This window comes from Streptomonospora alba (assembly GCF_000826685.1).
Taxonomy (GTDB): domain Bacteria; phylum Actinomycetota; class Actinomycetes; order Streptosporangiales; family Streptosporangiaceae; genus Streptomonospora; species Streptomonospora alba.
Window position 1 is genome coordinate 66,699 of sequence record NZ_JROO01000005.1, and the last position, 17,922, is coordinate 84,620.

Here is a 17,922-nt window from a genome sequence, read left to right on the forward strand (position 1 = left end):
AATCCTTGACGACGGACACCACCCCGACCGGCGCTGCACCGTCGTCCTTCGGGGTGACGCACCCCCTCGACATGCTCACGGCCGAAGAGATCAGGACGGCTCGGGAGATCCTCGTCGGCGCGGGACTGGTGGACCAGACCACCCGATTCCCGCGGCTGCTGCCGATCGAGCCGGACAAGCAGACGGTCCTCGGTCACAGTCCCGGCTCCGACGACTTCGACCGCAGCGTGCTCGCGACCCTGCTCGACACCCCGACCGGGCGGGTCCGCGAAGCCGTCGTGTCGGTCACCGCCGGCACTGTCACCTCGTGGCGGGACCTGCCGACGGCGGAACCTCCCTATGGGCAGCCCTCGTACCTGTTCGAGGAGTACGACCGGGCCGCCGAGATCGTGAAGGCCGACCCCCGCTGGCAGGCCGCGATGGCGCGCCGCGGCATCACCGACACGACCCACACCTTCGTCACCCCGCTCGCTCCCGGCTTCTTCCCCGAGGAGGGCGGGGCGGGCCGGCGCATGATGCGGTCGCTGACCTTCCACCGCCGCCATGCGGGCGACAACGCGTGGGCGCACCCCGTCGAGGGCCTCGTCGCGCATGTCGATCTCACCGCGGGCACGGTGGTCCGCCTCGACGACGAGGGCGACGCTCCCGTGCCCTGGGACGGCTGGGACTACACGCCGGAACACACCGGTCCCGCCCGCACCTCCCTCAAACCGCTGGAGATCACCCAGCCCGAGGGCCCCTCCTTCTCCGTGGATGGGACCCGCGTCCGGTGGGAGAACTGGACCCTGCGGATCGGCTTCAACGCCCAAGAGGGCCTGGTCTTGAACCGGATCGCCTTCCGCGACGGCGGGGAGGACCGCCCCGTCGTGTACCGGGCCTCGGTGCCCGAGATGGTGGTGCCGTACGGCGACCCGGCTCCGTCGCGCTATTGGATCAGCTACTTCGATGCCGGCGAGTACTCCCTCGGCAAGAACGCCAACTCGCTCGAGCTGGGCTGCGACTGCCTCGGCGAGATCACCTACTTCGACGCCGTGGTCGCCGACGACCGCGGCGGCCCCATGACGATCCCGCACGCCGTGTGCATGCACGAGGAGGACTACGGGGTCCTCTGGAAGCACACCGAACCGGGGGAACCCCCGCAGGTCCGCCGCTCGCGCCGCCTGGTGATCTCCTACTTCGCCACCGTCGGCAACTACGACTACGGGTTCTTCTGGTACTTCTACCTCGACGGTTCGATCCAGCTGGAGACCAAGGCGACCGGCATCGTGTTCGTCGGCGCCGCGGAGCCCGGCACGGAGAACCCCCACGCGCCCGAGATCGCCCCGGGCATCATCGGCCCGGTCCACCAGCACCTCTTCTGCGCGCGACTGGACATGTCCGTCGACGGGCAGGCGAACTCGGTCGAGGAGGAGAACCTCGTCGCCGTCCCGACCGGCCCGCAGAACCCGCACGGCAACGCCTTCACCTACGAGCGCAGCCGGCTGGCACGCGAGTCGCAGGCCGCGCGCGACGCCGACAGCGAGACCGGGCGCCGGTGGTACGTCACCAGCGCGCACCGGCGCAACGCCGTCGGCGGCCCCACGGCCTACCAGCTCACGCCGATGCCGGGTCCGCGGCTCATGGCCCAGCCGGGCTCCTCGGCCGCCGAGCGCGCCGAGTTCGCCCGCCACCACCTGTGGGCGACCGCCTACGACCCGGCCGAGCGCTTCCCGGCCGGCGACTATCCGAACCAGCACGCGGGCGACGGCCTCGGACGGTGGACGCAGGCCGATCGCCCCCTCAGCGACGCCGACGTCGTGCTGTGGCACACCTTCGGCCTGACCCACGTCCCGCGGCCCGAGGACTGGCCGGTCATGCCCGTCGACTACGCGGGGTTCTGGCTCAAACCGCACGGCTTCCTCGACGCCAACCCGGCGCTCGACCTGCCGGACGGGTCCGCCCGCAGCCGCGGAGGAGGCGGCGCGCACGGCGGCGAGTGCTGCGGGTGACCCGCTGCGGTAGGCGGAGGGGCGAAGGAGCCGGTGGGCTCCGTCGCCGCCGGTTCGCGCGCCGGCATGCGTGCGCAGGAACCGCAGCGAGGCGCCCGCCCGGCCGTACGGCACCGTCGCCCGCACGCGGGCGGGTGCGACGACCGGGCGGGCGTCCCGTGTCGGCCGGGATCAGGTCACGATCACCTGCGGCACCGCGACGGACTTGAGCCCTTCCGCGCCGAACTCCAGCCCGTAGCCGGAGCCCTTCACACCCCCGAACGGCACCATCGGGTGCAGCGTCCCGTGTTTGTTGACCCAGACGGTGCCCGCCTCGATGCGCGACGCGACCTGCTTGGCCCGTTCCACGTCGCTCGACCAGACCGACGCGCCCAGCCCCACGTCGAGGGCGTTCGCGTGGGCGACCGCCTCGTCGAGGTCGGAATAGGCGACGATCGGCAGCGCCGGCCCGAACTGCTCCTCCACGACGAGCGGCGCGCCGGCGTCCAGTCCGGTGACGAGGGTGGTCGGGTAGAAGTTGCCGGCACCGTCCCGGTCGGGGCCGCCGCCGGTGACCAGGCGCCCGCCCGCGGCCTTGGCCTGCTCCACGAGGCCGTCGACGATGCGGAACTGTCCGCCGGTGGTCAGGGGCCCGAGCATGCTCTTCTCGTCGGTTCCCGGCCCCATGGGCGTCTGGGCCGCCACGTCGGCGAGTGCGTCGGCGACGTCGTCGTGGAGGGATTCGTGCACGTACAGGCGCTTGAGCGCGGCGCACGTCTGACCCGTGTTGATGAATGCGCCCCAGAAGAGGTCCGCGGCGATTGCGGCCGGGTCCGCGTCGGGAAGCACGATTCCCGGGTCGTTTCCGCCGAGTTCGAGCGTGAGCCGCGGCAGGTGGCCGGCGCTCGACGCGGCGATGGCCTTGCCTGTGCGGGTCGAACCGGTGAACATCAGCTTGTCGAACGCCGGATGGGCCGTCATCGCGGCGCCGAGGTCTCCGCCACCGGGCAGTACCGTCAGGACGCCCTCGGGAAGCACCTGGTCGACGATCGCTGCGAGCGCGAGCACCGACAGCGGCGTGTGCTCGGAGGGCTTCATCACGACGGCGTTGCCCATACGCAGGGCGGGCGCGAGCTGCCAGGTGGCGACGAGCGCCGGCCAGTTCCACGGTCCGATGGCGCCCACCAGGCCGACGGCCCGGTAGCCGAGGGTCGCCTGTCCGGACTCGTCGTCGAGTACCTGCACGGGATCGAGCGGGGTCGCGGCGGCGGCGCGCAGCCAGGCCGACACCCCTCCCGCTTCGAACCGGCTGCCCGGGCCGTTGAGCGGTTTGCCCTGCTCGCGGGAGACGAGGTGCGCCAGCGCCTCCGCCGACCGGTCGACGGCGTCGGCCGCGGCGTTCAGCAGTCGGGACCGCTCCCGGTGGCCGAGGGACTCCCAGTCGGGCTGCGCTGCACGAGCGGCCGCGACGGCCCGCTCGAGATCCGCGGTGCCGCGCTCCGGTGCATGGCCGAGCACCTCGTCCGTGGCGGGGTCCACCACCGGTCGGCCGCCCTCCGCCGCCGTCACGGCGGCCAGCAGGCTTTCGTAGGTCTCCATGGTCCTGTCTCACCTCTGTGTCGTCTCGAAGGTCCGTGCCGGGGGCGAGCCCGAGCGGAGCGGGGGCGCGCCGGAGCAGGCGGGAGGCCCGCGTGGCCGCGCACGCCTCATGCGGGAAAGGCCGATCGTGCGGAGTAGCCGAAGTCCACGGCCAGCGCCGTGCCGTGAACGCCGACGGCGGCGGGAGACGCGAGGAACAACACGTGCTCGGCGATGTCCTCGGGCCGATGGACGGGGTGGTCCGCGCCGGTGAAGTCGCTGCGTCCGAGGTCGCCGCGGCTCATCGGCGTGTCGACGACGGAGGGGCAGACGGCGTTGACCCGCACGTCGCCGGCCGTCTCCACCGACAGGGCCCGCGCGAGCTGGACCACGGCGGCCTTCGACGCGCAGTAGGGCACCATCCCCGGGGCGGCGACGAGCGCGGAATCGCTCGCTACCAGCACCGCGGCACCGTGGGGCGAGCGGCGCAGCGCGGCGAGGGTGTGTTTCAGGGTCAGGTAGGCGCCGGTGGCGTTCACGGCGAAGACCCGCTGCCAGTCCGCGAGGGAGACCTGCTCCAGCCGGCTGCCCACCGGCCCGGAGACACCGGCGCAGGTGGCGACGGCGTCGATGCGTCCGAGGCGCTGGAGCGCCGACGCGACGGCCGAACGCATCGAGGTCTCGTCCGCGACGTCCGCGGTGATCGCCAGTGCCGGGAGTCCGCTCCCTGTACGCAGCGCATCCGCCTGCTGGTGCGCAGCCGCGCCGTCGCGGTCCAGCAGCACCGGGGTCGCCCCCCGGGCCGCCGCCCGGCGGGCGACGGCGGCCCCGATACCGCTCGCCGCTCCCGTGACGAGGACGACGGTGCCGTCGAGGTCCGGGGGTGTGGTGGTCACAGTCGTCTCCCCGGCCCGCTCAGCCGAACGCCAGCGTGGGGACGTCGACGATGTGCGCACCGCCGTCGACCACGAGGGTCGCTCCGTTGACGTAGCCGGCGTCGGCACCGAGCAGGAACGCCACCGCACCCGCGATCTCCTCTGGGGCGGCGGGCCGGGCGAGCGGCACGTCGCGCGTCACGGCGGCGTAGGCGGCGTCGATGTCGGCCGCGTCCCCGCCGTCGACGAGAACCCCCATCTCCTCGTCGGCCATCGGCGTGCGGACCCAGCCCGGACACACTGCATTGGCCCGCACCCGGGGCCCGTAGTCGCGCGCCAGCGACCGCACGAGCCCCAGCAGCGCGTGTTTGCCGACCGTGTATCCGGCCGTCTGCGGTGCCGCCCGCAGCCCTGACAGCGAGGAGACGACCACGATGCTCCCCCGCGACTCCTGCAGAGGGCCCAGCGCCTCGCGGGCGGTGACGAACGCCGTCGTCAGGTTCCCCTCCAGGCTCGCGCGCCACGCCTCGTCATCGGTACCCCCGATGGTGTCGTAGCCGTGCCCTCCCGCGTTCGCGACGACGCCGTCGAGGCTCCCGTAGCGTTCGCCGATACCCTCGACGACGTGGCGCATGGCGGCGCCGTCCGCGGCGTCGGCGGCCATCGCGACGATGCGCGGGTGGGTCGCGGCGACCTCCTCCAGCGGTTCGCGCCGCCGGCCGACGATGAGGACGTCGCCGCCGTCTGCGGCCAGGCGGGCGGCGATCGCGGCTCCGATCCCGGTGCCGCCGCCGGTGACCAGGTAGGTGCTCATTCGGCCGCCTCCGTGGTCGTCTTGCCGAGGGCGACGCGATCGAGGTCCTGGTCGAGGGAGTCCCACACCTGCGGCCTGGCCGAGCGCAGCCGGTACCCGAGGAGGACGGCGAGGACGGCGGCGATCGGCAGCAGCCAGGGAAGCAGGGCGATGACCGGGCTCTCGCTGCCCGCGAGGTCGGGGAAGTTGGCGAAGGCCAGGACGGTGACGGCCCACAGTCCCGCCCCGCCGACGAGCGGGAGGGCGAAGGTGGTGAGCCGGCGCGGGTCCTTGACCCGACGGAAGTGCACCACGATGGCGGTCGCGGCGATCGCCTGGAGCACGATGATCCCCAGGGTGCCGATGCCGGTGAAGGCCGCGACGAGGTTGCCGACCGGGTCGAGGCCGGCGACCGCGTGGACCATGGCGACGATCGTGGCGAAGAGGAGCTGCACCGTCGATGCGGTGACCGGTGCCCCGGTCTTGGGGCGGGTGTGCGACAGCGGCCGCGGCAGAACACCGACCCGGCCCAGCGCGTACAGATAGCGGGTGGCGGCGTTGTGCAGCGCGAGCAGCGCCGCGAAGAGGCTCACCACGAGCAGCAGCAGCATCACATTGGTCAGGCCCTCGCCGAGGTACTCCGTGGAGACGACGAAGACCAGGTCGCCGGCGTCGAGGTGGCGCAGAGCGGTCTCCTGGGTGTCCCGCGCGCCGAGGGCGGAGACGATCGCCCAGGTGGTGATGGCGGCGAACACGCCGATGAAGGTGATCGCGATGTAGGTGGCGCGCGGGATGGTGCGCTTCGGGTCGCGCGCCTCCTCTCCGAACAGCCCGGTCGCCTCGAAGCCGACGAACGCGTTGGCGGCGAAGAGCAGCCCGAGCCCCAGCGAGCCCGCCAGGAACACCTCGGGCAGGAACGGCTCGAAGGAGTAGCCGGTGGTGAAGAGGATGGCGCCGTCGAGGACGATCAGGATCGCCACCTCGAGGATCAGGGCGACGGCGAGCACCTTCGCCGAGAGGTCGATGCCGCTGCGCGTCAGCAGCCACACGGCCGCCACCGAAGCCAGACTCCAGATCCACCACGGCAGATCCAGGCCGAAGACGTTGGCGAAGACGAACGAGGTGAAGAATCCGCTGGCGCCGACCGCCCCCGCGACGAAGCAGTTGTAGCCGACCAGCGCCATGAAGGCGCCGACCAGCCCCGGTATGCGCCCGGTGCCGCGCACGATGTAGGCGTAGAACCCGCCGGCGTTCACCAGGCGTTTGGCCATCTGCGCGTATCCGACGGCGAAGAGCAGGAACACGGCTGTGGCGAGGAGGAACATCACGGGCGTCCCGCCGCCGGCGCCCACGGCGAGGTTGATCCCGCCGATGACGATGATGCCGGTCAGCGGTGCGACGGCGGCCAGGACGAGGAACACGATCCCCGGGACGCCGAGGTGCCCCTGCAGTCTCGTTTCTGGGGTGGGGGACAAAGTCTGATCCCTTGCCGGTCGGGACGCCGCGGCGTCAGTGTGCGGTGGCGTTGAGGATCTCGGCGCGCGCTCCGACGGGGAAGTTCACGACCGAGTCGGCGTCGAAGCCCTCGTTGCCGAAGATCTTTCCGTCGGTGCGCATGCCGTCGAGGTCGATGAGGACCAGGCCGAGGGTCGGCACGAGCTTCTCTCGCCACACGAAGAGGGACAGTCGGTCCCGGAGGGCGACGTGGTGGCACCGGTCGGTGTCGGCGAGGCCCGCTTCGGCCCCGCTCAGGCAATGCCACGTGTACAGGTCCGGGGTGAGGTAGATGTGCTCGTAGACCTCACTCGGGGAGTAGGTGTACTTGTTGCGCAGCCCCACGAGCGCCGTCGTCGGTGCGTGGGGCGTGGCGGCCGGGCCGCCGATGCCGCCGTGGACGATGCGCGCGGTCACGCCGGTCGGGTCCGCGCCCCGCCGGATCCGGGTGTAGGCGGACTCCTGCCTCGCTTCGTCGTCCGGCAGCCGGCCCTCGACGCAGGTGGCGGCTCCCGTGTCGAGGTCGAGGACGAACGACGTGGACGCCCCGCCCGCGGCGCCGTCGACAAGGTAGACGCCGGAGCGGAGGGAGGTCGCACGGACTCCGACATCGGTGTGTGCGCCCCACGAGGCGCGGCCGTCGGCGATCCGCAACGTGGTCGGCGCGTCCAGGTGCAGGGGGAACGTCTGGCCGTCGAGGTCGGTGGTCGCTTCGAGGACGTCGCCCTCGGGAGAGAACTCCTCGCCGAGAGCCCCGACCGGGATGAATGAGCCGTCCATGGGCATTCCGTGTCGTCGAGTGCTTGGAGCCGGATTCCGCTCACGATGCGGGAGCCCTGGCCACGGGGTCTAGGACGAGCGCGCAGGAGCCTTGTCTACCAACGCGCTTCACACCCGGCAGCGGCACGGTGACCCGCGGTCCGCGCTCAGGGACAAGCACGCCGCAGCCGGGTGCAAGACGCTGCGGGCGGCCCGAGCAGAGGATGCGTGCCGATCGCTCATGGCCCGCACGGCGCCATGAGGCCCCGTGGCATGGGAGGCCACCATGACCGGACGACCGAAGAACATCCGGCGCCGCATGTTCCTGCAAGGCGCCGGAGCCGGGTTCGCGCTCGGGGCGCTCGGAGGTGCGACCGCGGCGGCGGCACACCCCGGCAACGCCGCCGGGCGCGGCAAGGCGGACCTGCTGCTGCACAACGGCAGAGTCGTGACCATGGCAGGCGGATTCGAGGCCGCCGAAGCCATAGCCGTCAAGGACGGCGTGGTGCAGGCGGTCGGGCGCGACTCCGAACTGCGGCGCTTCACCGACGCGCGGACCGAGGTCGTGAACCTGCGCGGCCGGACGGTCATCCCCGGCGTCAACGACGCGCACTTCCACCCCATGGGCCTGGGCACGAACCAGCCGCCGCTCACCCTGGACCTCAGCCGGGAGGCGGTCAGCTCCATCGCCGAGATCCGTGACCTCGTCGCCGAGGCCGCCCAGAGCAAGGAGCCGGGGGAATGGATCCGCGGCTTCGGCTGGGATCAGGGCTACCTCGCCGAAGGCCGCTACCCCACCCGGCACGACATCGACGAGGTCTCCCCGAACCATCCCGCCGCCCTGCGTGAGTGGTCCGGGCACGCCTTGTGGGTGAACACCGAAGCGCTCGAACTCGCCGGTATCACCCGCGACACCGAGGCGCCGCCCGGAGGAGAGATCGTCAAGGACGGCGACGGCGAACCGACCGGCCTGCTGCTGGAGGGAGCCGCCGGCCTCGTCAGCGTCCCCCCGTTCACCGAAGAGGAGCAGCGCCGGGGCATGCGCATGGCCGTCGACATCATGCACCGGTACGGCATCACCTCGATCACCGATGCAGGCGTCGCCCCGGAGACGGTCGACCTCTACCGCGACCTGCAGGGCTCGGGCGACATCCGGCAGCGGGTGACGGTCATGATCTCGGCGGCCACCCCCGGCCTCCGCGAGGCGCTGCTCGGTGTGCGAGAGATCGAGACGGACCCGGCCTGGTTGAACGCCGGCCAGGTCAAGGTCCGTGTCGACGGGGTGCCCACACAGGCGCGGACCGCCTGGCTGTTCGAGCCGTATGTGGACGGCGGAACCGGAGCCCCGGTTCTGCCCGGCGACTCCCTGGAGGAGCAGCTCGCCACCCTGCACGACCAGGTCATGACCTCGCACGAACTGGGCTTCCAAGTGGGCTCGCACGCCACCGGCGACAGGGCGATCGCGGCGGCGCTCGACGCCTATCAGACCGCCGTCGCCGAATTCGGCGGCACGAACCTGCGCCACTACATCATCCACGGCGACCTGACGACCCCCGAAGACCTGGAGCGCATGGCCGAGTCCGGATTCCCGGTGAGCTTCAACCCCCAGATCAAGCGCTCCCTGTCCCACCAACTGGTCGACGTGATCGGGCGGGAGCGCACGGACTACCAGTGGCCGTACCGCAACGCGCTCGACCTGGGCATCTCCGTGGGCAGCGCTTCCGACGCCCCCGTCGTCGGGGTCCCGGACTTCCGCGCAGGACTGGCCGCGATGCTGACGCGCACGAGCCTGGCGACGGGCGAGGTGTTCGGCGCCGATCAGATCATCGGCCTCGAAGAGGCCCTGGCGACCTACACGACCGCCGGCGCGTGGCAGGACCGCGCCGAGGACTGGAAGGGCACGCTCGCCGAGGGCATGGCGGCCGACCTCGCGGTTCTCGACGGTGATCTGCAGGCCACGCCATCCGAGGAGATCGTGGATCTTCCGATCTCGATGACGGTCGTCGGCGGCGAGGTGGTCTACGACTCCTCCGACGACACACCGTCGACCGCCTCCCCCGCGTCAGCGGCGAGCGGGCTGGCGAAGTACATGAGCAGCGGCTGCTGCGACGCCTGACGGCCTCCTGGGGCGGTCTCCGCCCCTGCGAGGGGCGCCTGCGCCTGACGCCGACGCGCAAGCGTCCGGCCCGGGCGCAGGCGCGGACGCTGCGGCGTTCGTTGTCGCCGCCGCGGAGCCTTCCCCTGCCGTTTCGGGACTCAGGAGTCGGACAATTCCTCGACGAGCGCGAATCCGTCCGCGATCCAGGCCAGCTCGGTGCGGGCACGGGCGATGAGGCCGTCGTAGGCGTACACCTTGTAGCGCACCGCGAGCTCGGCCTCGCGCTCGTCCAGCTTGGAGAGGCGAGCCGCCAAGGTGGGGTGGGTGCGGTCGACCAGGGTCGCCCGGGTGGCTTCGAGCATGCGTAGCTGCTCCTCCCAGTACGCCTGCTGCTGCCGCAGCTGCTCACGCACAGCCTCGGGATCCGCGAAGTCGAAGTAGGCCGCCTTCAGGTACGCCGGATCGCGCTGCCGCTGCGGCGCCAGCGGTGACTCCATCCAGGCCCGGAAGTCCGCCAGCCCGGCATCGGTGACGTGGTACTCCTTCTTCGTCCCCCTCTTGCCCCAGGGCATCTCGACCGAGGTGAGCAGCCCGTCGCGCTCCATCCGGTTGAGCTCGGGATAGATCTGCGAGTCGGGCGCGTGCCAGACGTGCGACACCGAGTGGCTGAAGCTCTTCGAGACGTCGTATCCGGTCATCGGCCGACCGGTGAGCAGCGCGATCAGCGCGTAACGCAGGGACAACAGCCCTCCCTCTCCCGACTGGTCACGCTATCCGTCCTTGCCAACTAACTATATCCATAGTTAGTTTGTGAGCCGTGCAACACATACCTATCTCCATAGGGAGTGCCCATGACCGTCACCACATCTCCCCTGGTGGACACCGCGCCTCCGACTACCGCGGCGGCGAAGATCTTCAACCACCCCCGCAACGCCTGGTATGTCGCGGCCTGGGACCACGAGGTCACCGGTAAGCAGCCGCTGGCGCGCACCGTCGCCGGCGTACCGCTGGCGTTGTGGCGCAACGGTGAGGGCCGCGCCGTCGCCCTCGCCGACGCCTGCTGGCACCGGCTCGCGCCGCTGTCGAAGGGGAGGATCCTGGGTGACGAGCTGCAGTGCCCGTACCACGGCCTGCGCTACAACGCGGCCGGCCGCTGCACCGGGATGCCCGCGCAGGAGACGATCAACCCCAGCGCGGTCGTCCCGTCCTACCCCGTCGTCGAGCGCTACCGGTACGTCTGGGTGTGGGTCGGAGATCCGGACCTCGCCGATCCGACCACCGTTCCCGACATGCACCGAATGGACGACCCGGCCTGGGCCGGCGACGGCGAGACCATCCACGCCGACTGCAACTACCAACTCGTCCTCGACAACCTGATGGACCTCACCCACGAGGAGTTCGTGCACTCCTCGACCATCGGGCAGGAGGAGCTGTCCGAGGCCGAGTTCGACGTGACGCACGAGGGCGACACTGTCACGGTCACCCGGTGGATCCGCGACATCGCGCCGCCGCCGTTCTGGCTGAAGAACATACGGGACAAGTTCCCCGGTTTCGAGGGCAGGGTCGACCGGTGGCAGATCATCACGTTCGAGGCCCCGGGCACGATCTGCATCGACGTCGGTGTGGCGAAGGCCGGTACGGGTGCGCCTGAGGGCGACCGCAGCCAGGGCGTCAACGGGTACGTGATGAACACGATCACCCCCGAGACCGACCGCACCTGCCACTACTTCTGGGCGTTCATGCGCAACTACCGCCTGGACAGCCAGACCATCACCACGCAGCTGCGCCAGGGGGTGCACGGGGTCTTCGCCGAGGACGAGGACATGCTGCGCGCCCAGCAGCGCGCCATCGACGCCAACCCCGAGCACGAGTTCTACAGCCTCAACATCGACGCCGGCGGCATGTGGGTACGCCAGATCCTGGAGCGCATGCTCGCGGCCGAAGGCCGTCCGTCGTCCGCACCGGCTTCCGGCAAGGGGGCCTGAGGTGGCGGTTCAGGCCCAGACCCGCTGGCAGCAGGCCCGGGTGGTCGAGGTCGCCGACGCCGCCGACGGCGTACGCCGCATCGTCCTCGAACCCGAGCATCCCGAACACGCCGCGCCCGGCACACACATCGACGTCGAGACCGGGAGCGGCGCCCGCCGAGTGCGTTCCTACTCCGTGGTGCGCTCCGAGGACAGCGGCCGCAGGCTGACGCTCAGCGTGCAGCTCTCCCCGGACTCGCGGGGTGGCTCCGCCGCGATGCACCGGCTGCAGGTCGGGGACGAACTGACCGTCACCGGACCTCTCCAGAACTTCCCGCTCGCGGTCGGCGCCACCCGCTACGTACTCGTCGCCGGCGGTATCGGCGTCACCGCACTGGTGGCGATGGCCACCGCGCTGCGCCGCCGCGGCGCCGACTACGAGGTGGTGCTCGCCGGCCGCAGCCGCGCCGTGATGGCCTACCTCGACGATCTGGTCGCCGAGCACGGCGGTCGGGTGCGTGTGCACGTCGACGAGGAGGGCACCTCACTGGCGGTCGACGACCTCGTCGCCGGGATCGCCCGGACGCCCGCCGCCGCGAGCACCGAGCTGTACATGTGCGGCCCGATCGGGCTCATGGACGCCATCGCGCGGAGCTGGGCCGAGTACGACCTGCCGGCGACCAACCTGCGCTTCGAGACGTTCGGATCCAGCGGTCGGCACCCGGCCGAGGAGTTCCTGGTACACCTCCCCCAGCTCGACCGGGAGATCGCCGTCGCACCCGACACCTCGATCCTCGACGCCCTGGAGGCGGCCGGGGTGGACACGCTCTCGGACTGCCGCAAGGGCGAGTGCGGGCTGTGTCTGGCCAAGGTGGTCGGCGCGACCGGCACCATCGACCACCGCGACGTCTTCTTGAGCGAGCCCCAGAAGGAACGCTCGAGCAGTCTGTGCCTCTGCGTCTCCCGAGCAGTGGCAGTCGACGGCGGACCCGCCCGGCCCGCTGTCCTCTCCCTCCACCTCACCTGACCCGTCCCACCGCCCCGAGTGCACACGGGTCCTCACCATCTGGACACCCATGAACATCACCGCACGTATCTCGCAGGCACCGATGAGCGGCTACCAATGGCTGATCGTCGCCCTCTGCACCTTCATGAACTGCCTCGACGGCTTCGACGTGATGGCGGTCGCCTTCACCGGGCCCTCGGTCACCGAGGCGTTCGGACTGAGCGGCTCGCAGTTCGGACTGCTGGTCTCGGTCGGCCTGATCGGCATGGCGATCGGCTCGATGCTCCTCGCCCCGTTCGCCGATCTGATCGGTCGGCGCCCGCTGATCCTGATCAGTCTCACCCTCGGCACGATCGGCATGTTCGGCGCAGCGATGGCGCCGACGGCGACGGTGATGGGCGCCTTCCGCCTCGTCACCGGCATCGGGGTCGGCGGCATCCTGGCCAGCACCAACGTGATCGCCAGCGAGTTCTCCAACGCCAAGAACCGCGGCCTGGCCATCGGCGTTTTCACCGCCGGGTACGGCATCGGTGCCACCGTGGCGAGCCTGGTCGCCAAGGCAGCAGTCGGCGGCGACTGGCGGATCGTCTTCTACGCCGGTGGTTTCGGCACGCTGCTCGCCCTGGTCGTGATCGCCCTCATCCTTCCCGAGTCGGTCGCCTTCCTTGAGCGGAAGCGTCCGAGCGGCGCGCTGGCACGGATCAACCGGACACTGGCCCGGATGCGGTTGGAGGCCGTCACCGACACCGACCTCGACCATGCGGCCGCCTCCCGGATGGAGACCCAGCGGGCCGGCTCGGGATGGCTCAAGCAGCGGCTGCCCCCGACCGTCCTGCTCTGGCTCGTCTTCATCACGATCATGTTCGGCTTCTACTTCGTGAACAGCTGGACCCCGACACTGCTGGTCGAGGAAGGCCTCTCCGAGAGCGCCGCCGTGACCGCCGGGATGGCGATCTCGATCGGCGGCACCGTCGGCTCGGTCCTCTACGGCGTCGTCGCCCGGATACGGACGCCGCGGGTGGTGCTGATCGGATTCTCCCTGCTCTCGGCCGCGATGATGATCGTCTTCATCGTGAGCACCTCGACCCTGTGGCTCGGGTTCGGCATCGGCGTCGTCGTCGGCGCCCTGATCAACGGCTGCATCGCCGGTGCGTACACCGTCGGCCCGCCGCTCTATCCGGCCCACGTCCGCAGCGTCGGCATGGGCTGGGCACTCGGGATGGGGCGCATCGGCGCCATCCTGTCCCCGACCATCGCGGGCATGCTCAACGACGCAGGTGCCTCTGCGACCCAGCTCTACACAGGTGCCGCCGTGGTGGTCGCCGTCTGCGCCCTCGTCCTGGTCGGCCTGCGCCCGTACGACCCCGAGTCCAGCCACGCTGCCAAGGAGGCACTGGCCGCCTGACCTCTGCTCGGCCCCTCCGCGACGCGGGCCAGCCGGTTCTCCGGCCGGCCCGCGCTCGTCCGTCCCGTCGAGGAGCGATACGCCGAGCAGTTCGGCCGCGTATCGCGATGCCGCCGGAGGCGCGGTTCATGCCGGACGTCCACCGCCGCCGCACCGAACTCGGCGCGCGACACGACAGCGCGAAGCGGTGCAGGCCGGCCGGGGCGGCGGACGGCGGGCGCGCGACGGCGCGGCGGTGGACTCCCGCTCCCCGCCCGGGCTCCGTAGTCTGACGCGATGAGCGACGCAGCGATACTCGACCGCCGCAGCCTCAACCGGGCGACGCTGGAGCGCCAGCTCCTGCTGCGCCGCGCGGCCCTGCCGCCCGAGCGGGCCCTTGAGCACCTGGTGGGGCTCCAGGCGCAGACCACGCACACGTGGTATCTCGGCCTGTGGGCGCGGTTGGCCGACTACCGCCCCGAGCCCACCTCCGAGCTGCTGGGTTCCGGCGCCATCGTGCGAATGGCGGTGATGCGCTCCACGATCCACCTGATGACCGCGGACGACGCGGCACGGATACGCCCGCTGGTGCAGGGGGTCCAGGACCGGATGTACCGGTCGGCCTTCGGTCGGCAGGTGCAGGGCCTCGCCCCGGGGGAGGTGGCGAAGGCGGGCCGCGCGGCGCTGGCCGAGGAACCGCTGACCTTCAGCGAACTCGGCCGCCGGCTGGCCGAGCACGGGCGCTCGGCCGGGTGGGGCGACCGCGATCCGCAGGCACTCGCACAGTGGGTCCGCACGCTCCTGCCGCTGGCTCAGCTGCCCCCGCGCGGGCAGTGGGGGCGCAGCGCGCAGGCGAAGCACTCGCCGGTGGAGGTCTGGCTGGACCGGCCGCTCCCGGAGCCCTTCACCCTGGAGCAGTTGGTGCTGCGCTACCTTGCCGCGTTCGGCCCGGCGTCCGTCCTCGACGCGCAGAGGTGGTGCGGGCTGACCCGATTGGGCGAGGTCTTCGAGGGGCTGCGGCCGCGGTTGAGGGCCTTCCGCGGCGAGGACGGAAGGGAGCTGTTCGACCTGCCCGACGCTCCGCGCCCCGCCCCCGAGACCCCGGCGCCGCCGCGCCTGCTCTACGAATTCGACAACCTGCGGTGGTCCTACGCCTCGCTCGACCGGATCGTGACCGCGGACCTGCGCGAACACGGGTTCGGCGGTAAGAACGGCGTGGATCCCGGCCTCGTGCTGCTGGACGGGTTCGCGGCCGGCGGCTGGCGCATCAGCACGCAGCGCCGCAGCGCCGTGCTGCGCCTGTGGCCGTTCAGGCGGCTGCGCGGCGGCGAGGAGGCCGGCCTGCGGACCGAAGCCGAGGCGCTGCTGGCGTTCTTCGCGCCCGCGGCGGTCGAGCGCACGGTCGAGATCGGCCCGCCCACCGGATCGGCTCATGTCCGATGAGTTCCCGCGCCGGGGCCGGTCTGACCTGTCAGTGGTACCGAGCGAAGGAGAGCACCTTGAACCCACGGGACTCCAGTGCACCCGCAAAAGCATCCTCGCGAGGCGGGCGGCCCGCCCTCGCACCACGCTCCGGCGGTGGTGTGAGGGGCGCGACCGGCTGCGATCGCGAGGAGTGGTTCACCCTGCTCGACGAATGGGGTGCCGCCGGCCGTCCGTACCGGGAGATCGCCGCATGGCTCACCGGCGAGCGGCACGTCAGCCGATGGTGGGCCCAGAAGCTCATCGTCGAATTCGAACAGGACCGCGGTCTGCGCGCTCCGGGTGCACGCCGTGACGGCACGTATGCGGTCACCGCCGGCAAGACGATCGCGGCCCCGACCGACCGCCTCTTCGCATCCTTCGTCGACACGGCCGTGCGCGAGCGCTGGCTACCCGGCGCCGTCGTGGCCCCACGCACCGCCGATCCCGGACGCTCGGCCCGCTTCACCTGGGAGGGCGGGCCGACCCGGCTGAGCGTCGGCTTCTCGGACAAGGGCGGAGGCAAGACCACGGTGCACGTGGAGCACGAGCGGTTGCCCGACGCCGAATCGGCGAAGGACGCCAAGGCGTACTGGCGCGAACGCCTGGCGGTGCTCAAGGCCGTACTCGAGAACTGAGCCGTACCGCCGCCGTCGGCGGTGCACCCGATCATTCCCAGCCCGAGGAGCAGCGATGACGGACCTCGACTATCTGGCCATCCTCGTGGCGACCGCGGTCGCCTTCGTCCTGAGCGGTATCTGGTACGCCGTGTTCGCTGGGCGGCTCGCGCGACTGAGTGAGGCGTACGCCGATTCGGGGCGGCCGCCGGCGTGGACGATGCTCGTGGAAGTGGCGCGCAGCCTCGTGGTCGCCGCGGTGCTCGCCGTCCTGGCGGCGTGGACCGGAACCGAGGGGTGGATGCAGGCCCTCCTGCTCGGCCTGGTGGTGTGGGTCGGATTCCCGGTCACGATCCTGTCGGGCTCCGTCGTACACGAGAAGGTGCCGTGGAGGCTCGCTGCGATTCACCTGGGTGACTGGCTCGTGAAGTTGGTCGTCATTGCGGTGATCGTCGGCGTCTGGCGCTGATCGCAGACTCGGCCCGCCGGTCGACCGTTCACACCCGCCCGCCGCGAGCACCCTCCTCCGGCAGCGTCTGCCGCTCGGCCGGGCCACCCTCGGTGCCGACGAGCGAGAGGTCCGTCGCCTGGGTGGGCACACGACTCGGCGTCCTCGTCGGTGGCAACACCGGAACCGGCGAACCGGCGTTGCCACCGCGTGCAGCCGCTCCGCATCCGCCCGGAGGCGTCGAGGCCGGCGCGGGCGTTCTCGGCACCTCCGGGCGTGCGGGCGTGCGGGCGCCTGATCAGGCGCGATCGACCAGAAGCTGCCCGTCGGTGGGCCGCCCGCCGGTCAGGCCGCTGCCGTAGTTGGCCTCGACCCGCGAGCGCTCGGAGGCGTCGGGATAGGGGTCGGTGCAGTTCACACCGCCGGTGGAGCCGGACATCAGCGACGAGCACGGCCCGGGCTTGGCATCGGGCAGGCCCAGGCTGTGGCCGAGCTCGTGCGCGGCGATGCGCACCGCGTCGTAGCCCTCGGCGGTCCCTTCACGGCCCATCCAGACGGTGACCTGCCCGCCCGGGCGCACCGGCCCCAGGTGGGCGCGGGGCCAGCCGTCGTCGGCGATGATGCGGATCTCGGCGCGCCGGCCGGCGGAGGCCGGTTCCAGGCGGACGTTGCTGACGCTGGAGTTCCACACGTCCACGGCCTCGGAGACGGCGGAGGTGTACTCCGCGGCCTGGCCGGCGTCGTAGTACAGGACGGTCTGGCGCAGCGGCTGGGACTGCTCCGCGGGTGCCGCGGCGGCCGGTGCGGCGCCCACCAGCGCCAGCGCGCTCAGGGCGATCAGAAGGGGTGTGAGGACACGTCTCAGCATGCGGGGGCTCCCTGGGGGTGAGGGTGCTGATACCGGTCGTCGGTGACCCTGTGGGGTCGCCCTGATGCTACTTGTAGCCACGTATCGCCACAATGCGTGCAGAGCGCCCGAATTCGGCGCTGTGCACCGACCTGGAGATTCGGGGCGGGAAAGCTGTCGGGGACCCGCCCCCAGGGCGTCTCCCCCTCGCCCGACGGCCGGCTCTACCGGGTCAGGCCCGACCGGGATGGCGCGCCTGGCACCGCCGACCCGGGTGCCGGCGGGCCGCCGCGGCCGTGCTGGACTCCCGCCGTGTCCCGCCCCCGGACCCTGCCGCACCGGGGCGTCGGAGCGTCATCCGATCCGCCCCACCGCTTGCCTCCTCCCCCTGCCGCGGGCGAGCCCGCGGCAGCCCCGTCCCGCGGGCGGTCGCGAGGACGTGCATGCGCCGACCGGGCGATCGCAGGGGGCGGGCTCGGCTACGCGCTCTCACCGTGAAAAAGCTGAGGGATGGCGGCCGGGAACCTGTGCCCTGGGGGCGGTCGCCGGTGGGGCGCCCACCCTGGCCGGCTCGGGCGACCCGACGGCGCCCACCGGTCCATCGCCTATCGGGCGGTCAGGGAGGTGATGT

15 protein-coding genes are annotated in these 17,922 nt (G+C 71.8%); 8 read left to right on the forward strand and 7 right to left on the reverse strand.

What is annotated here, in order from left to right; translation table 11 throughout:
• The first annotated feature begins 5 nt into the window (after positions 1-5).
• Positions 6-1,988 carry a primary-amine oxidase gene (locus LP52_RS02545; protein ID WP_084722816.1) on the forward strand — a complete coding sequence of 661 codons (1,983 nt, stop codon included), beginning with the start codon at positions 6-8 and terminating at the stop codon, positions 1,986-1,988.
• A 171-nt stretch (positions 1,989-2,159) separates the two neighbouring features.
• Here the strand turns inward: LP52_RS02545 and LP52_RS02550 are convergent, their stop codons facing one another.
• The 5 genes from LP52_RS02550 to LP52_RS02570 all read right to left on the reverse strand — a co-directional run bounded on the left by LP52_RS02550 (position 2,160) and on the right by LP52_RS02570 (position 7,487).
• Complete coding sequence (locus LP52_RS02550; protein WP_040270415.1) at positions 2,160-3,566, reverse strand: aldehyde dehydrogenase family protein; 1,407 nt, start codon at positions 3,564-3,566, stop codon at positions 2,160-2,162.
• Positions 3,567-3,673: 107 nt separating this feature from the next.
• On the reverse strand, positions 3,674-4,441 hold the full coding sequence (locus LP52_RS02555; protein ID WP_040270417.1) for an SDR family NAD(P)-dependent oxidoreductase: 768 nt from the start codon (positions 4,439-4,441) through the stop codon (positions 3,674-3,676).
• Positions 4,442-4,460: 19 nt separating this feature from the next.
• Entirely contained in the window at positions 4,461-5,234 is a 774-nt protein-coding gene (locus LP52_RS02560; RefSeq protein WP_040270419.1) for an SDR family NAD(P)-dependent oxidoreductase, read from the reverse strand.
• Positions 5,231-6,688, reverse strand: coding sequence for an APC family permease (locus tag LP52_RS02565; RefSeq protein ID WP_052809340.1), 1,458 nt, complete (start codon positions 6,686-6,688; stop codon positions 5,231-5,233). The genes LP52_RS02560 and LP52_RS02565 overlap by 4 nt, the downstream gene beginning before the upstream one ends.
• A 34-nt stretch (positions 6,689-6,722) precedes the next feature.
• Positions 6,723-7,487: a MoaF C-terminal domain-containing protein gene (locus tag LP52_RS02570; RefSeq protein WP_202966033.1), complete on the reverse strand. Its 765-nt coding sequence runs from the start codon at positions 7,485-7,487 to the stop codon at positions 6,723-6,725.
• Positions 7,488-7,752: 265 nt separating this feature from the next.
• Between LP52_RS02570 and LP52_RS02575 the strand changes: the two genes are divergently transcribed.
• A complete protein-coding gene (locus tag LP52_RS02575; protein WP_052809359.1) occupies positions 7,753-9,582 on the forward strand; it encodes an amidohydrolase in 1,830 nt (609 codons plus the stop codon).
• A 140-nt stretch (positions 9,583-9,722) separates the two neighbouring features.
• On the opposite strand, the gene LP52_RS02580 is transcribed toward LP52_RS02575, so the two are convergent.
• Positions 9,723-10,307, reverse strand: coding sequence for a PadR family transcriptional regulator (locus LP52_RS02580; protein ID WP_040270422.1), 585 nt, complete (start codon positions 10,305-10,307; stop codon positions 9,723-9,725).
• A 108-nt stretch (positions 10,308-10,415) separates the two neighbouring features.
• On the opposite strand from LP52_RS02580, the gene LP52_RS02585 reads away from it, so the two are divergent.
• From LP52_RS02585 to LP52_RS02610, 6 genes are all read left to right on the forward strand, one after another.
• Positions 10,416-11,549, forward strand: coding sequence for an aromatic ring-hydroxylating dioxygenase subunit alpha (locus tag LP52_RS02585; protein ID WP_040270423.1), 1,134 nt, complete (start codon positions 10,416-10,418; stop codon positions 11,547-11,549).
• A gap of 1 nt (position 11,550) precedes the next feature.
• Positions 11,551-12,555 (forward strand): PDR/VanB family oxidoreductase, encoded by a 1,005-nt coding sequence (locus tag LP52_RS02590; protein WP_040270424.1) that lies wholly within the window; start codon positions 11,551-11,553, stop codon positions 12,553-12,555.
• 49 nt (positions 12,556-12,604) lie between these two features.
• On the forward strand, positions 12,605-13,939 hold the full coding sequence (locus tag LP52_RS02595) for an MFS transporter (protein WP_040270426.1): 1,335 nt from the start codon (positions 12,605-12,607) through the stop codon (positions 13,937-13,939).
• Positions 13,940-14,215: 276 nt separating this feature from the next.
• Positions 14,216-15,361 (forward strand): winged helix DNA-binding domain-containing protein, encoded by a 1,146-nt coding sequence (locus LP52_RS02600; protein ID WP_040270428.1) that lies wholly within the window; start codon positions 14,216-14,218, stop codon positions 15,359-15,361.
• Between the two features lie 140 nt (positions 15,362-15,501).
• Positions 15,502-16,017 (forward strand): SRPBCC domain-containing protein, encoded by a 516-nt coding sequence (locus tag LP52_RS02605; protein WP_040270430.1) that lies wholly within the window; start codon positions 15,502-15,504, stop codon positions 16,015-16,017.
• 55 nt (positions 16,018-16,072) lie between these two features.
• Positions 16,073-16,465 carry a DUF1761 domain-containing protein gene (locus LP52_RS02610; protein ID WP_040270431.1) on the forward strand — a complete coding sequence of 131 codons (393 nt, stop codon included), beginning with the start codon at positions 16,073-16,075 and terminating at the stop codon, positions 16,463-16,465.
• 277 nt (positions 16,466-16,742) lie between these two features.
• On the opposite strand, the gene LP52_RS02615 is transcribed toward LP52_RS02610, so the two are convergent.
• Entirely contained in the window at positions 16,743-17,312 is a 570-nt protein-coding gene (locus LP52_RS02615) for a snapalysin family zinc-dependent metalloprotease (RefSeq protein ID WP_040270434.1), read from the reverse strand.
• Positions 17,313-17,922 lie beyond the last annotated feature (610 nt).

Excerpts from the sequence above, each read along its gene's own strand:
- LP52_RS02550 (WP_040270415.1), bottom strand. The coding sequence starts at position 3,566 with ATGGAGACCTACGAAAGCCTGCTGGCCGCCGTGACGGCGGCGGAGGGC.
- LP52_RS02560 (WP_040270419.1), bottom strand. The coding sequence starts at position 5,234 with ATGAGCACCTACCTGGTCACCGGCGGCGGCACCGGGATCGGAGCCGCG.
- LP52_RS02570 (WP_202966033.1), bottom strand. The coding sequence starts at position 7,487 with ATGGACGGCTCATTCATCCCGGTCGGGGCTCTCGGCGAGGAGTTCTCT.
- LP52_RS02575 (WP_052809359.1), top strand. The coding sequence starts at position 7,753 with ATGACCGGACGACCGAAGAACATCCGGCGCCGCATGTTCCTGCAAGGC.
- LP52_RS02585 (WP_040270423.1), top strand. The coding sequence starts at position 10,416 with ATGACCGTCACCACATCTCCCCTGGTGGACACCGCGCCTCCGACTACC.
- LP52_RS02595 (WP_040270426.1), top strand. The coding sequence starts at position 12,605 with ATGAACATCACCGCACGTATCTCGCAGGCACCGATGAGCGGCTACCAA.
- LP52_RS02600 (WP_040270428.1), top strand. The coding sequence starts at position 14,216 with ATGAGCGACGCAGCGATACTCGACCGCCGCAGCCTCAACCGGGCGACG.
- LP52_RS02610 (WP_040270431.1), top strand. The coding sequence starts at position 16,073 with ATGACGGACCTCGACTATCTGGCCATCCTCGTGGCGACCGCGGTCGCC.
- LP52_RS02615 (WP_040270434.1), bottom strand. The coding sequence starts at position 17,312 with ATGCTGAGACGTGTCCTCACACCCCTTCTGATCGCCCTGAGCGCGCTG.